Consider the following 15,521-nt stretch of genomic DNA (forward strand, 5'->3'; position numbering starts at 1 on the left):
AGAATACACTATAATGGTGATTTATATGTGCATTTACGAAAGAAGGAAGCATGGCAGCCTCTCGGTATAATCAAGACCGTCGGTACCAAACTAACTATTGGGACTCATCTGCACCACACCATACTCTCAATAGTCAAATGCTTAATAATACTCGTAAAATCATTTGCATGGCAATTATTGCCGTTCTAACCTTTTTAACTACAATAATCGCATCCGTATGGCTTGACTTTTCTTCTACTATTAGTTCGCGCGTTATAAAAACCATCTCAACAAGCGCCAAACAGATTCAGTCAATAGACCCTAATGCTGGTAAAACTATTAATATTCTTGTTCTTGGTCAAGATACTCGAGAAGGTAAGAATCGCGCTTTTCAGGGCGGTGGAGAAGACGAAAATCATCAATCAGACACAGCAATGATTGTTCAAATCAGCGCAGACAGGTCTTATATAAACATTGTTTCAATTCCAAGAGATTCAATGGTTAAAGCCGCATCGTGCAATACGTCTAAAGGCAGAATTCCAGCTAGACGTAAAGTTATGTTTAACTCGATTTTCGCACTTGGCTACGCTAAGGGAGGCGACTTAGCAAGCGCAGCATCATGTACGCTTGCAACAGTAAACGAAATTACTGGCTTAAACATAACAGATTTTATTGTTGCAGACTTTAGCGGTTTAAGCGATATGATTAACGCGATTGGCGGAGTAACCTTGTGCATTCCTGTAAACACTAGGGATTATTACACGGGCGTTAATCTAAAGCGCGGACTTCAACACCTTGATGGCGTGCAAGCAACACAATATGCAAGAATGAGGCACGACAGCGCAAGCGACGGAAGCGATATTATGCGAACAACGCGCCAGCAATATCTTCTTAAGCAACTTATTCATCAAGCTCTATCAAAGAATCTTCTAACACAGTCGAGTCAGCTTTATCAACTTGCAAAATCAGCTCTAAAGTCACTTAATATGAGCCAGGGTCTTGCAAACCCTACAACACTGGTTGGTTTAGCTGCAAGTCTTCGTAATCTAAAACCTTCGCACATTTACGCGCAAACAATACCGATTACAACCGACCCATACGATGCAAATCGTGTTATTTTAGACGAAAGTGCTCAAGACGTTTGGGATTTAATGCAAGAAGATAAGCCGTTAACTAAAGATTTAGGCGAAAAACCAAGTAAAAGTAAAAAGTCTTCAAAAAAGAACGCAAAAAATGGCAAAAAGTCTGATTCTAAAGAGAACTCCGATTCTTCTAGTGCAGATTCTAACAACTCTGCGGAGTCTACAAATTCTGGCGAGAATAGCCTTAATTCCTCTAATTCCTATGCAGATCCAAATGCAGTTAAAATTGGGCGCGTGGATCCAAAAACTGGATTAGCAAAAGACAGCTTAGGCAGACTTATTGATCCAAATAGCGGCGGAATCGTTAACCCAGAAGACGGAACAATAAGAAACCCACAAACTGGTCACTACATGGGAATTGCAGATAAATACCTAAATAATACAATATGCGCTGTTCCAAAAGGAAGATAATACACTAGAAAAAGCACGTTGTTAAATCGTTTATAACTACGTTGTTTTATAATGCCATTGGTAGTTTTCACTAATAATTATGCATACATATAGACGCCATCAATATTGCAAATGTATGGCTTAGGGAGGATAAATGAGCCAGCAACGTCCAGAAGACGCTTTGGGGAATCAAAATAATCCACCTAGCTTTACTCCATCGAATAAACACAATAAAAACGCGAATTCAATACCGAGCTTTCCGCCTAAAAACGCACACAATAACGCGCATAAAAACAGCGAATTAAACAAGCAAGAGACTGTTCAGCGTGCACCGTCGTTTGAGCCAAAGCCTAGAAAAGTAAGCCAAAACTCGCAAAATTATCGCACGCAAAACACTGGCACACAAGCATATAGCGAGCAATACTACCCCGAACAAAGTCAGCGTTTAAGCCAAAACAATGCAAGTGCATCTAGTTTTACTTCAAAAAGAATCCAAAACTTTAGTCAAAACGAAGTTAGACCAATAGCAAGTAATTCTTCTGCTGGAACTCTTGCTTTTAGAAAAAAACATCGCTTACTAAAGTACTTATCCCTGCTTTTAGTAACAATATTGATTCTTGTAGGAGCACTAGGCGTTTTATCTTGGAACTGGGTTGACTCTCAAATTAAGCGAGATAATTGGCTAACGGATACTCCAGATACTCAAGAAACAACTTGGCTAATCCTGGGATCGGATCAGCGAGAAGGCGAAGAAGCAAAAGAAATAACTGGTTTTAGAACAGATACGATTCTTGTTTTAACAAAACCAGTAAGTGGGCACAGCTCCTTAATATCCATTCCAAGAGACTCGCTAGTTTCTGTAAACGGCCAGCAAATGAAGATTAACACAGTTGCACAAGATCTTGGAAATAGAGCATTAACAAAAACCGTTGAAAAAATTACGGGTCACAAAATAGACCACGTTGCAGAAATAAAATTCGCAGGACTTACAAACGTTGTAAACTCGCTTGGAACAATAGACTTATGCTACGATCGCACAGTTAGCGATGTCTACAGTGGGCTTAATTGGACTGCAGGATGCCACAGCGTAGACGGAAACGTTGCATTAGCATTTTCTAGAATGAGATATGCGGATCCTCAATCTGATTTTGGAAGAGCTGCAAGACAGCGAATGGTAATTAGCGCAATAATGAAAAAAGCTTTATCTAGCAGCACGCTTACAAACTTCTCGAAAGTAAAAGGCTTTGCAAAAGCATCGCTTGATTCTGCAATATTAGACGAAAACTCAAATCCTGGAACACTGCTGAACATGGGTCTTGCTTTTAAGGAAGCAACAGGAAAAGACGGCGTAACAGGAACAGTCTATTGGACTAATCCAGATTATTGGGTGTATTCAGTTGGATCAGCCGTTTTGTTAGACGATGCTAAAAACATTGAATTATTCGATCAATTATCTGCTGGAACGCATGCGCCTGGAAACGTTGGAACGCTTGCAGAGCAATAAACATAATTTTAGCTAATCATATTTAGCCAATTTAGCCTTTAACCACATTTATAGTTTTTACTTGCATATTTCTTAATCGCAATACACTATTGCGTTATGGAATACGAAAACAATGCAAACAATACTAAAAGCATAGCTTCAAAACCAATGTTTTGGATGCAAATAATGGCAAATATTGTGCCTATTTTAGCCAATATTGCTCTTGCTATAATGGCGTTTTTGCAAAAAAGTTGGATGATGCTTGCAATGATTGTTCCTAGCATAATGATGTATATTGCTTGCTTAATACCGCAAATTGTTCAATACAATTCAAACAAAAACAACAAAAGTTTAGTAAAGAATAATACGAATCAAAGCGTTCACTTTAGCAAAACAACAGTCGACTCTCATATTAAAGGTGTTCCAGAAACTCTTGTTCCAATAAACCTGGAAGCAATGCTGATTAATAACGCAAATCAAATCGTTTCTACAAATTACTCTAAAAACATGCAAAATCGTGTTCCTCCATGGAAAAATGTTGTATACGCTTGGCTAGTGTCTTCTAAAAACTCTTTAGAAGCTCCGATTGGAATAAACAGCAGCGGTTATTTTTGTATAGATCTTGTTAAAAATGGGCCGCACGCGCTTGTAGCAGGAACAACAGGGTCTGGAAAATCCGTTTTACTAACATCTTGGTGTTTGGCTCTAGCTTTTAAATACTCACCTAAATTATTGCAATTTGTGTTTATGGATTTTAAGGGAGGAGCTACATTCGATTCTCTTTCCACGCTTCCACACAGCGTTGGAAACGTTGGAGACTTAAATCTTAAGCATGCTGCAAGAGCATTGCGCGGATTAGAAATGGAATTAGACAGGCGAGAAAGATTGGTGGCAAATCAAGGCTGCCACGATATTAGTCAAGTAAAACCAAGCGAGCCTTCAATGGTGATTGTTATAGACGAATTCCATGCTCTTAAAAATCAACTACCCGATTACATGAATCGCCTAATACGCATAGCTTCTGTTGGAAGGTCCCTTGGAATGCATCTTATAGCATGCACACAAAACCCAATGGGACAAGTAAACGCAGATATGAAGGCGAATATGTCTATAAACATTTGTTTAAGAGTTAGAGATGCAATGCAATCGCACGAGCTACTTGGGTCTCCTGCCGCCGCAAGCATAAACCCGAATAAGCCTGGAGCAGCATATTGCAATACAGGAGACGGAATAGTGGCGTTACAATGTTCACAAAGTCAAAATAAAAATTCGCTTATAAAAGCAATCGAATTGGCTGGAAAATTCTATTGCTACAAAACTCCTAAGCAATTGTTTAGCGCTCCACTACCAAGATACTTAAATAATTCAACGCTTAATAAATACTGCAAAAACACAAAAGATAGCGAGTTTGGACTTTTAATCGGCTTAAAAGACGATGGAATTAACCTAAGCGAAGCAATTTTGCCAACAAATCTTGGAAACATAGCGATTATTGGCGGAAGCAAACGAGGAAAGTCTAATCTTATAAATGTGATTAAAAATGCTATTAGTGTGCAAAATCTTGATTCAAAAAACATTCACATTCAAGACAACGCAGACTCACTTTTAGAGCCTTTTAACAGCGACGAAAAGTCTAAAGAATTGCAATGCAAACTAAAAGACACTAAAACAACAGTAATATTTTGCGCTCAAAACGCAAGACACATACGCATACCAGAGCAAGCGCCAGTAAGAATAATCTTCCCAACAGGCGATGCTGCAACAGACTCAATGCTTGGAATACCTACCGACTTACTAAAAACACTAAGCGTGGAAGATTATCAAACACCAGGAAGATGCATAATGGTGATTCCTGGAAAAGCTAATTTGCTGCAAATATTGAGTTTTACATAAAAATATGACTTAAATCACTCAAAAAGATTAAAAAAATTTTGTAAAAGTCTTGAAAAAAAGTTATATTCATGCTTTCCTGGAGTGCGGATAGTTTTATACAAAATCTAGCAAATTTAGTAAAAATATACGCGTATTAAAAAGAGGTTATTTACTTATGAGTAGCGCATTCGACTGGCGTGCAAAAGCAGCTTGCCGAGATAAGGATCCTGAACTTTTCTTCCCAGTAGGAAACAACAGCTCATCCAATCAGCAAGTTGAAGAAGCCAAAGCGGTGTGCAGAACTTGTAATGTTGCCGACAATTGCTTAAGATGCGCTCTAGAAACAAGCCAAGATTACGGCGTTTGGGGCGGACTTAGCGAAGATGAAAGGCGCTCGCTAAAGCGTAGAGCAATGCGAGCGCGCAGAAATCAAAGCACTGAATTTTAAGTAATAGACTACTCTACTCCAGGCACACGCAGCTTAATATCCAGCAAAACGCGAGTTCCGCCTTCTCTGCGCGATTCCCACTTAACAGTGCCACCAAAATCGTTAGTAACAAAAGTGTTGATTAGCTGAGTGCCTAATCCAGATCCAGAAGACTTTGCCATTCCATGCAAGGATTCGCTTTCGATTCCGCCGCCATTGTCTTCTACAACAATACTAAGATTGTCTCCGCCACGACCAACAGAAATCGTAATATGGCCTTCGCTCATTCCTTCAAAACCATGCTCAACAGCATTGGTAACAAGCTCGGTTAAAACAAGAGAAAGAGGCGTTGCGTCTTGAGCTGCAAGCTTGCCGAATTTACCACAAAAATCAACCGTAATATTTTGATTTTGCGAAGCAAGCTCAATCGTCATTTTAAGCAAGCTAGAAATCACTTTGTCGAAGTCAACAACCTCATCGGCAGTCTGGCTTAAACCTTCGTGAACAAGAGCAATAGTTTGAACTCGCCTTTGAGCTTCTTCTAACTCTTTTCTAACTTCGTACGACTTAGTTTTTCTAGCTTGAAGACGAAGCAAAGCAGAAACAGCTTGAAGATTATTCTTAACGCGATGATGAATCTCGGAAATGGTAGCGTTCTTAGTCTGAAGCTCCTTTTCTCTTCTAAGAACCTCCGTAACATCTCTGCAAAGAACAACTGCACCAGTTCTATCGTTAGGACCATAAAGCGGCAGCGAGCGCATAGAAACAACGGAATTATTTACTTCTAACTCGCAATCAACATCGGCTTTACCGCTTAAAACTAAAGGCAAGCTTTCGGGAACAACATCGTTTGTGTGAAGAAGACGCGCTCCAAACTCGCACAAGAACTCGCCTTGCATAGTGTTTAATCCGCCAAGTCTGCGGAAGCAGCTGATTGCGTTTGGAGAAGCATAACGAACAACACCGCTTTCTTCTAAAATAATAAAACCATCTGCAACTCGAGCATTGTGGCGCTGATTTAGCATTGAATCGTGGTACGGAAACTGCTCGCGCGCAATCATGTCGAACAACGTTTTGCCAGCATTAATGCTTTCCGTCTCGTACCTACCGTTTGATTCTCTTGTTGCAAGATTTGTTTCCCTAAGAACAAGACCAAGCGTTTTGCCGTTGTGGCGAACTGGAGCGTAAACGTTGCAAACAGTAGCTCTGCCAACAGTTCTTAACACAGAAGAGTGGAAACTTGTTTCTTTACTCATTGCTGCTTCTAGCTCATTATGCATTGATTCATCTAGCTTTACGCCGAGTAAATCTTCGGTTCTAAGCGTGATTGCTGTAGACGGACGGCATTGTTCTGCTACAACGTAATCGCCATTGCCATTTTGAATAACCAAAAGCAAGTCTGCAAAACTTAAATCTGCTATTACTTGCCAATCTGCTACAAGGTGATGCAACCATTCGCGATCCGACTCGTCAAAATCTGGACGCGTTGCAAGAATATGAGAAAAATCAGCCATGTTTTAATAATATAAACACGCGAATATAAACACGCGAATATAAGCAGACTGAATAAACAGACCAAATAAACAGACCAAGATTCTAAAGTCTATTAAAGCGCGTTATAAAACAAAAGTGCAGAAGTTTTAGCTCCTGCACTTTTATCTGCATCTATTAGCTTGCACTAATACGAATCTTGCGACTAATCCAATCCAAGCTCCAAATTTCCACCTGGAATTGCGTCGAGAAGATCGCGAGTGTATTCCTTTTGAGGATGATCAAACACTTCGTCGGTTGTAGCATGCTCAACAAGCTTGCCGTGTTGCATAACAACAACCTCGTCCGCAATCTGACGAACAACAGCCAAATCGTGAGTGATGAACAAGTAGCTTAATCCGCGCTCTGCTTGCAAATCGTTAAGCAAATGCAAAACCTGATCTTGCACAAGCACGTCTAATGCAGAAACAGCCTCATCGCAAACGATTACGTCTGGATCCAATGCCATTGCACGCGCAATCGCAATGCGCTGACGCTGGCCACCAGAAAGCTCGTTCGGGAATCGAGTCATAACAGAAGCAGGCATGCGAACCATATCTAAAAGCTCGCGTACGCGATTCTGTCTGCTCTTTTTACTTCCAATCTTATGAATTCGCAAAGGCTCTTCAATCGAACGATAAATCGAATACATTGGGTCTAACGAACCGTAAGGATTCTGGAATACTGGCTGAACATGGCGGCGGAAATCGAGCAAATCCGCGCCCTTTAAGTCAGCAATATTCTTGCCTTCGTAAGTAACAGTTCCGCTTGTTGGCTTTAGTAATCTCAAAACCATGTTTGCAACAGTAGACTTACCAGAACCAGATTCGCCCACAATTGCCAACGTTGTTCCGCGCTTAATAGAGAACGAAACATCGTCAACAGCCTTAAAAAGCTCCTTCTTGCGCGGAAGCTTAAACTCGCGCGTTAAGTGGTCGACTGTAATAATATGCTCGCTCTTTTCAAGAGTTTGCTCACCCACTACGTGATGCTCAAGCAAATTATCCGCGTTGCCGCCATGCTCCTTAACGGAGATGATTCGCTGAGAAGCCAAGCTTGGAGCGGCAGCAACAAGTCGCTTAGTGTACGGATGCTGCGGATGTTGCAAAACGTCCAAAGATGGACCAGACTCAACAACGCGACCCTTATACATAACAACAACGTGCTGCGCGCGAGCTGCAGCCAAACCTAAATCGTGAGTAATAAACAAAACAGACGTTCCGAGCGAATCAGTAAGCGTATGCAAATGGTCAAGAATGCGCTTTTGCACAGTCACGTCTAGTGCGGAAGTCGGCTCATCTGCAATAAGCAAATCTGGTCGGCAAGCCAAGCCAATCGCAATTAACGCGCGCTGACGCATGCCGCCAGAAAACTCGTGCGGGAACTGACGTGCGCGAGTCGCAGCATCTGGCAAACCAGCTTCATCAAGCAAACCAGCAATGCGGTCTTCAACGCTTGCTCCAACAACATACTTTTTGGCAATTTCCCAAGCTTTGTCGTCATCTACGCCATACTTGATTAAATCGTCTGCAACGCGCCAACGAGTTTCAGAACCTGGAACCCACTCTTTTTTGTAGTATTCCATAGCTTCATTAAACTTTTCGACATTCGTTTGCTCGCTAAGACCAGCCTGCGCCAAAGCTTGCTTTGCTTCGTCTAATAATGCGCTCAGTTCTTTAGAGCCAAGGAAGATTTCGTCTTCGTTGCTTTTAACTTCTACAGCGTCTCCTGCTAAAGCTTCTGCCAAAGCGGAGCGCTTCTCATGGCTAACGTCAACGCCATTTGCAAGAAGAGCTTCTTTAACTTGAGTTCCAATTCGCCAAACAGGATTAAGATTGCTCATAGGGTCTTGCGGAACCAAGCCCATTGCTGTACCGCGCAAAGCCGCATAATCTTTAGGCTTTAGATTGCTTATTTCTTGACCTTTAAGCTTAATAGAACCACCCGTAACGTGACCTGTTCCAGGAAGTAAACCAAGAACTGCCATTGCAGAAGTGGACTTTCCAGAACCAGATTCGCCTACGATTGCAACCCACTGACCTGGGTAAACGTTAAAGCTTGCATCGCGAACAGCGTGTACGGCCTTTTTAGAATCCGTTGTAAAGTCAACTTGAAGATTTTTGACTTCCAACAAAGGACCCTGCTCGCGTTGCATTGCAATAGTATCTACATTTTTACGTGTTGCTGTGTTCATAATCACTATTCCTCCACGCTAACTTACGCCTTGCGGCTCTTTGGATCCAACGCATCTTTTACGGCGTCGCCCATCATAATAAAGGCGAGAACGGTAATAGCGAGCGCAATAGACGGATAGAACAAGACTTCTGGATTCGTAGTAAGAACATTTCTAGCGGTAGAAATATCTACACCCCAGCTAACTGTTGTAGTTGGCAAACCAATACCCAAGAAGCTAAGTGTTGCTTCCAAAACAATGTAAGAGCCAAGAGAAGTTGTACCTACAACAATGATTGGAGCCAGCGAGTTTGGAATAATGTGCTGGAACAAGTTTCGCATTGGAGTAGAACCTAAAGCGGTAGATGCTGTGTTAAATTCAAGATTCTTGGATTCCATAACAGCACTTCTTGCGATTCGAGCAACGCCTACCCATCCAAAAAGAACCATAACAAACACGATTTTCCAAATCGACTTAGATGTGCGGAACATTTGCAAAACTACGATTGCACCTAACAGCATTGGCAAAGCCAAGAAGATGTCGGTGATTCGGCTAAGAACCGCATCAATCCATCCGCCAAAGAATCCAGCCAAAGCGCCGATTAGAGAACCAACTAACACCACTAAAGCCGTTGCTAGCAAGCCAACGCTTAAAGATGTACGTGTTCCGTATACAACTCGAGCATAAATATCGCATCCTTGCATGTCAAATCCAAACGGATGCGCAGCAGAAGCTGGCTCAAGCGAGTGCTCCAAAGCGCAATAATTAGGATTGTGCTTTGTAAGAGCGCCTGGGAAGAGCGCAACAAAAATAATCGCAATAATCAAAATTGCAGAAACAATAAACAATGGATTTCTGCGCAAAGATCGCCAAGCATCAGCCCACATGCTTGTAGCTGGAGCGGATTCGTCTACAGAATCAACTTCTTGAAGAGGCGTATCGTCAAGAGGAGCAACATAGCGTTCCTGACCTGGCAATGTATTGTAATTTGCATTATTTGTAGTCAAATTATCTTCCATCAAATTATCTTCCATAATGTGCTCTCCTTACGCGTAGCGAATGCGCGGATCTAGAGCCGCGTACAACATGTCAACAAGAAGATTGCTGACTACAAATATCAACATAAGAAGCGTAACTATAGAAACAACAAGGTTTCCTTCTCCCTTTAGAATTCCTTGATATGTAAGGAATCCAACGCCATGAATGTTGAAGATTGTTTCCGAAATCATTGCGCCGCCCATAAGAGCGCCCAAATCTTGACCTAAGAATGTAACAACAGGAATAAGCGAGTTACGCAAAATGTGTCGAACAATAACGGAGCCTTCTTTTAAGCCCTTTGCGCGAGCCGTGCGCACGTAATCAAGCGATATGTTTGACGAAACTTCCGACCTTGTAAGTCGAATAATATATGCCATTGAAACGGATCCAAGAACTATTGCAGGAAGAAGAAGATCGTAGAATCCAGGATCATTGCTTGCAGTAACAGGCATAATATGCCACTTAACACCAAACAAATATTGGCCAATAAAGCCAGTAACAAATGTTGGCACAGAAATAAGAAGAAGTGATACAACCAGGATTACACTGTCGTACCACTTTCCTTTCTTTAAGCCAGAAATTATGCCGAAAGCTACGCCGAATAAGGCTTCAAAAGCAAACGCCATCAACGCAAGCTTAATGGTTACAGGGAATGCGCGGCCAATCTCGTCAATTACTGGCTGACCAGCAAAAGTATGGCCAAAGTCAAGAGTAAGCGCATTCTTTAAGAACAACAAATATTGAATAATAAATGGCTTATCCAAATTATACTCGGCACGAATTTGCGCTTCTACAGCATGATTAATTGGCTTATCGCCAAACATTGCTTTTACTGGATCTCCAGGCAAAGCAAACACCAAAGCGTATACCAACAATGTTGTGCCGAGAACCACAGGAATCATCTGCAAAACACGACGCAGAACGTATTTACCCATTGGTTTCTCCTTATATATTTACTTAAAAATTCGCATAGCACACACCCAACTTGTGGCTTGCATATTGATTTAACCCAACCTAAGTAAAAACACAAAGTGCTGCCTCGAACAGCGGATAGAATTTTGTAATTTTATTCGCCATTCGAAGGCAGCAGCACGTTTTTACATGCTATTTAATTATGATTTATTTTTAATAGCTACTTGATTTTAATCTTTACTTGTGGAGCTTGTAGTAAAGTGGCATATTCTGCCAATCCATTACAAAGCCCTTCAAGCTTGGAACCATAACAGCCTTAGCGTTCGCGTAGAACAGTGGGATGTATGGAAGATCCTCAAGAAGAATCTCGTTAGCTTGCTGATAAAGCTTAGTTGCCTCAGCTGGCTTAGAAGAAGCAGCCTTCTTAAGCAAAGCATCAAACTTAGGATTCTTGTAATCAGCTTCGTTAGAGCCATTGCCATCTGCAGCAACAGAAGCAAATTCCTGAGTCAAGTAGTTTTCTGGGCTTGGGTAATCTGGCATCCAGCCTGCACGCCATGCACCCTTAACCTGACGCTGTTCGCATGCGTTACGGAACTCTTGGAATGTTGGAACTGGAGTGGTTTCAGCATTAATTCCAAGATGATTCTTGAGGGAGTTTACAACTGCGTCGAACACAGACTTAGCGTTGCCATCGGCGTTGTAAGTAAAGGTAAGAGGACCATCATACTTAGAGATCTTATCTGCCTTTGCCCAAAGCTCCTTAGCCTTTGCGGCATTAAACTTAAGATTTTCGTGACCCTTAAGATCTGCCTTGTAGCCTGGAGTCAAAGGAGAAGTGAACTCGTTTGCAGGAGATGCAGTGTTGTTAAGAACCTTCTTGATGATGGTTTCGCGGTCGATTGCCATAGAAACAGCTTGACGACGCAAGCGGCCTTCTTCGGTAGTTACATCGAAATGTGGCAATTTTGCATGAATACCGAACTGCTGGATTACAGAACCTGGACGGTTGTATGCCTTAACAGTAGTATCCTTTTGGAAAGTCTTGGTTTCGGTATCTGGAATGTTATCGGTCATATCAAGATTGCCAGACTGAACATCGCGGTAAGCAGCGGTGCCGTCGGTGTAGATCTTAAAGGTAATGCCGTCATTCTGAGCCTTGCGTGGACCTTCGTATGCTGGGTTCTTTACAAGTTCAATCTGCTTGTTGTGATCCCAAGACTTAAAGAGGTATGGACCAGAAGAAACTGGCTTTTCGCCATAAGCCTTTGGATTCTTGTAGAAGGATTCTGGAAGAGGAGCGAATGCAAGATAACCAACCTTAATAGCAAACACAGAATCTGGCTGGTTCAAATCAACAGTAAAGGTGTACTTATCTACAACCTTTAAGCCAGAAAGCTGCTCGTCGCCCTTAGTATCATTCTTCTGCAAGTCTTCGTAGCCCTTAATGGTTTGGAAGAAGGAAGAGCACTTCTGAGCATTCTTAGCGTTTGCTACAAAGCTCCAAGCCTTAGTAAAGCTTTCTGCGGTGATTGGAGTGCCATCGCTGAACTTCTTATCTTTCTTAAGCTTAACAGTGTATTGGGTTGCATCCGCGTTTGGAGTTACGCTCTCGGCATCTTCGTTTACCGTATTGCCTTTTTCATCAAAAGTGACCAACGTGGAGTTGACCAGCAAACCAATGCGACCACCAGCATTTTCGTTAATGTTTCCTGGAACAATCTCATTCTGAGGCTCGGAGTTGTTTACAGTAATAACAACCTTGCCACCATTTGTTTGAGCGGTCTTCGAGGCAGAAGAACCACATCCACCGAGCAGCATAGCAACCGAGCACGCAGCTGCGGCAAAAAGTAATGCCTTATTCTTCATATGTTTTCTCCTAACGTCGGGTATGGCAGGATTCAATTAAATATCACGAAAAAGTCTCATTACAAGCTTTGCAAAGCCTTTACGCTTTACAGGCTCTATAGGCTTAATAAATAAAATCCACCTAGTATTTATTGCCAGATGGATTCTTTGCAAAGCCAATAAGGAGGCCTCTTCGTTGATTAAAATTCAATCATACGGATTTTATTAAACAACGCAAGCTCAAAGTCTAAATGTAAAATTTACTGTTATTTTGTCTATAAACAGTAAAAACAACTATTGTAATAGAAAAATATTAGATTAAATCGTGTTTTATGAGATATTTTGCCAAGTCTTTTACATCTGCAGTGATATTACAAAAATGTAAATTTACATCTGGAATATGTAACAATCATGTTAAACGATGCAAAATATGCAACAAGATGATTAAGTATTAATCAAAATAAAAAGTGGTGTAAAATCGCACCCAAAAATACGAGTCTACACCACTTAATAATTTAAGTCAAGTAGCTAATCGAATCTAGTCAAATAGTTTGATTAAATCACTTAGCGTTATTTGTTTGATGCTCAAGAGCAGCTGCCACTAATCCAGCAAACAAAGGATGAGGCTTAGTTGGACGAGACTTAAACTCTGGGTGAGCTTGAGTTGCAACATAGAATGGGTGAACACTCTTTGGAAGCTCCACAAACTCAGTCAAGTTACCATCTGGGCTTTGGCCGCTAATACGCAAGCCAGCTTCGCGCAAACGATTCTTATATGCCACGTTCACTTCGTAACGGTGACGATGACGCTCAGTAACATGCGTAGTGCCGTAAAGCTCAGCAACAATAGAGTCTTCCTCAAGCGTTGCAGGGTAAGAGCCAAGTCGCATTGTGTGACCCATATCTCCTTTACCAGCCACGATATCCTTCTGCTCTTCCATAGTCGCAATTACTGGATCGCCACAATCCTTCTCGAACTCAGTGGAATTAGCATCCTCAAGCCCAAGCACGTGACGAGCGTACTCAATAACCATAGATTGCAAGCCAAGGCAAAGGCCAAGCGTTGGCAAGCCATGCTCGCGAGCGTAACGGAGCGCGCCAATCTTACCTTCAATTCCACGAATGCCGAAGCCGCCTGGAATAACCATGCCGTCCATTTGGTCAAGAGCCGCCGCCGCACCTTCTTGAGTTTCGCACTTGTCGGCAGCAACCCAGCGCACGTTAACCTTAGCCCAGTTTGCAAAACCGCCAGCCTTAATGGCCTCCGTAACGGAAAGATACGCATCTGGTAAATCAATGTACTTTCCAACAATTGCAATGTTTAGCTCATGCTTTGGATGATGAACGCGCTCAAGCAAATCTTCCCACTCGTTCCAATCAACATCGTGGAATGGAAGCTCAAGCTCGCGCACAACGTAAGCATCCAAGCCCTCGTTGAACAAAATCTTTGGAACATCGTAAATGCTTGGAGCATCCACGCAATTCACAACGCCTTCTGAATCAACATCGCACATAAGCGAAATCTTGTCTTTAATGCCTTGATTAAGAGGGCGATCTGAACGCAAAACAAGCGCGTCTGGAGAAATACCAAGAGAGCGAAGCATCATTACGGAATGTTGAGTTGGCTTAGTCTTCAACTCATGAGCTGCAGCAATATAAGGCACCAAGGAAACGTGCACAAACATGCAATTTTCTGGACCTAAATCGCGGCGAACTTCGCGAGCAGCCTCCAAGAATGGCTGCGACTCAATATCTCCAACAGTACCGCCGATTTCCGTAATAATAACGTCTACATCGTCGCTAGCTTGCGCACGCATACGCGATTTAATTTCGCCAGTAATGTGTGGAATAACTTGCACGCACTGACCCAAATACTCGCCAGCGCGCTCTTTTCTAAGCACGGATTGATAAATCTGGCCAGTTGTAACATTAGCTTTTTGGCTAAGAAAAACATCGAGGAATCTCTCGTAGTGACCAATGTCAAGATCTGTTTCTGCGCCATCTTCTGTAACGTAAACCTCACCATGTTGGAATGGGTTCATTGTACCTGGGTCAACATTGATGTAAGGATCAAGTTTTTGTTGTAATACATGCAATCCGCGACTGCGTAAAAGTCGGCCTAAAGATGATGCTGTAAGGCCTTTTCCGAGGGACGAAACAACGCCACCAGTAACAAAAATATGCTTTGTAATATGCTCCTGAGAGTTACCATGTTTTCTTCTAACCATGGAACTCCATAGTATCTTCGAGCCTCGACTCGGGTGTTAAACAATGAGCGACAGCTTCTAGTGCAAGCTTGTAACCGTACAGCCCCATGCCTGTAATAGTTCCAGTTGCAACAGCGCTAATAACGCTAATTTTACGAAAAGCATCGCGCGCAGAAGGATTAGAAATATGCACTTCCACTAGCGGCACTCCAGCATCCAAAACCATGTGAGCAGCATCCGCGAGCGCATAACTGTAGTGTGTAAAAGCAGCAGGATTCATAACTACTGGAGTATGCGTATCAGCTGCTTCGTGCATCCAGTGCACCATTTGTGCTTCGTCGTCACTTTGACGCACTTCTACTTGCAAATTAAGCTCTTGCGCCCACTTTTTGCAAAGCGAGCACAGTGCTTCAAAATCTTGATTGCCATAAACGTCTGGCTGGCGAACGCCTAATCGCCCCAAATTTGGGCCATTTACTACCAAAACTTTGCGCATATTTATAGCGTTTTTTGAATTTTC

General features: G+C 42.2%; 11 protein-coding genes. 4 read left to right on the forward strand and 7 right to left on the reverse strand.

What is annotated here, in order from left to right; genetic code table 11:
- Positions 1–50: 50 nt before the first annotated feature.
- From NYP55_RS02650 to NYP55_RS02665, 4 genes are all read left to right on the forward strand, one after another.
- Positions 51–1,532 (forward strand): LCP family glycopolymer transferase, encoded by a 1,482-nt coding sequence (locus NYP55_RS02650; RefSeq protein WP_032812806.1) that lies wholly within the window; start codon positions 51–53, stop codon positions 1,530–1,532.
- A gap of 133 nt (positions 1,533–1,665) precedes the next feature.
- Positions 1,666–3,015 carry an LCP family protein gene (locus NYP55_RS02655; RefSeq protein WP_020757527.1) on the forward strand — a complete coding sequence of 450 codons (1,350 nt, stop codon included), beginning with the start codon at positions 1,666–1,668 and terminating at the stop codon, positions 3,013–3,015.
- Between the two features lie 96 nt (positions 3,016–3,111).
- The gene (locus NYP55_RS02660) at positions 3,112–4,887 is read left to right on the forward strand and encodes an FtsK/SpoIIIE domain-containing protein (protein WP_415688279.1); all 1,776 of its coding nucleotides are present in this window, start codon (positions 3,112–3,114) and stop codon (positions 4,885–4,887) included.
- Positions 4,888–5,041: 154 nt separating this feature from the next.
- Entirely contained in the window at positions 5,042–5,314 is a 273-nt protein-coding gene (locus NYP55_RS02665) for a WhiB family transcriptional regulator (protein ID WP_004131981.1), read from the forward strand.
- Positions 5,315–5,322: 8 nt separating this feature from the next.
- Here the strand turns inward: NYP55_RS02665 and NYP55_RS02670 are convergent, their stop codons facing one another.
- The 7 genes from NYP55_RS02670 to aroQ all read right to left on the reverse strand — a co-directional run bounded on the left by NYP55_RS02670 (position 5,323) and on the right by aroQ (position 15,497).
- Complete coding sequence (locus NYP55_RS02670; RefSeq protein ID WP_004131977.1) at positions 5,323–6,807, reverse strand: sensor histidine kinase; 1,485 nt, start codon at positions 6,805–6,807, stop codon at positions 5,323–5,325.
- A 182-nt stretch (positions 6,808–6,989) separates the two neighbouring features.
- Positions 6,990–9,017, reverse strand: coding sequence for a dipeptide ABC transporter ATP-binding protein (locus NYP55_RS02675; protein ID WP_415688278.1), 2,028 nt, complete (start codon positions 9,015–9,017; stop codon positions 6,990–6,992).
- A gap of 23 nt (positions 9,018–9,040) precedes the next feature.
- Complete coding sequence (locus tag NYP55_RS02680; RefSeq protein WP_415688277.1) at positions 9,041–10,030, reverse strand: ABC transporter permease; 990 nt, start codon at positions 10,028–10,030, stop codon at positions 9,041–9,043.
- A gap of 12 nt (positions 10,031–10,042) precedes the next feature.
- Positions 10,043–10,969 (reverse strand): ABC transporter permease, encoded by a 927-nt coding sequence (locus tag NYP55_RS02685; protein WP_004131972.1) that lies wholly within the window; start codon positions 10,967–10,969, stop codon positions 10,043–10,045.
- A 214-nt stretch (positions 10,970–11,183) separates the two neighbouring features.
- Positions 11,184–12,815, reverse strand: coding sequence for a peptide ABC transporter substrate-binding protein (locus NYP55_RS02690; protein WP_018640756.1), 1,632 nt, complete (start codon positions 12,813–12,815; stop codon positions 11,184–11,186).
- 539 nt (positions 12,816–13,354) lie between these two features.
- On the reverse strand, positions 13,355–15,022 hold the full coding sequence (locus NYP55_RS02695) for a CTP synthase (RefSeq protein ID WP_472781534.1): 1,668 nt from the start codon (positions 15,020–15,022) through the stop codon (positions 13,355–13,357).
- Positions 15,015–15,497, reverse strand: coding sequence for a type II 3-dehydroquinate dehydratase (gene aroQ / locus NYP55_RS02700; RefSeq protein ID WP_032836151.1), 483 nt, complete (start codon positions 15,495–15,497; stop codon positions 15,015–15,017). The genes NYP55_RS02695 and aroQ overlap by 8 nt, the downstream gene beginning before the upstream one ends.
- Positions 15,498–15,521 lie beyond the last annotated feature (24 nt).

The organism is Gardnerella sp. c10Ua_31 (genome assembly GCF_055700915.1).

Coding starts and splice junctions, on each gene's coding strand:
- NYP55_RS02650 (WP_032812806.1), top strand. CDS start 51: ATGGCAGCCTCTCGGTATAATCAAGACCGTCGGTACCAAACTAACTAT.
- NYP55_RS02655 (WP_020757527.1), top strand. CDS start 1,666: ATGAGCCAGCAACGTCCAGAAGACGCTTTGGGGAATCAAAATAATCCA.
- NYP55_RS02660 (WP_415688279.1), top strand. CDS start 3,112: ATGGAATACGAAAACAATGCAAACAATACTAAAAGCATAGCTTCAAAA.
- NYP55_RS02665 (WP_004131981.1), top strand. CDS start 5,042: ATGAGTAGCGCATTCGACTGGCGTGCAAAAGCAGCTTGCCGAGATAAG.
- NYP55_RS02670 (WP_004131977.1), bottom strand. CDS start 6,807: ATGGCTGATTTTTCTCATATTCTTGCAACGCGTCCAGATTTTGACGAG.
- NYP55_RS02675 (WP_415688278.1), bottom strand. CDS start 9,017: ATGAACACAGCAACACGTAAAAATGTAGATACTATTGCAATGCAACGC.
- NYP55_RS02680 (WP_415688277.1), bottom strand. CDS start 10,030: ATGGAAGATAATTTGATGGAAGATAATTTGACTACAAATAATGCAAAT.
- NYP55_RS02685 (WP_004131972.1), bottom strand. CDS start 10,969: ATGGGTAAATACGTTCTGCGTCGTGTTTTGCAGATGATTCCTGTGGTT.
- NYP55_RS02690 (WP_018640756.1), bottom strand. CDS start 12,815: ATGAAGAATAAGGCATTACTTTTTGCCGCAGCTGCGTGCTCGGTTGCT.
- NYP55_RS02695 (WP_472781534.1), bottom strand. CDS start 15,022: ATGGTTAGAAGAAAACATGGTAACTCTCAGGAGCATATTACAAAGCAT.
- aroQ (WP_032836151.1), bottom strand. CDS start 15,497: ATGCGCAAAGTTTTGGTAGTAAATGGCCCAAATTTGGGGCGATTAGGC.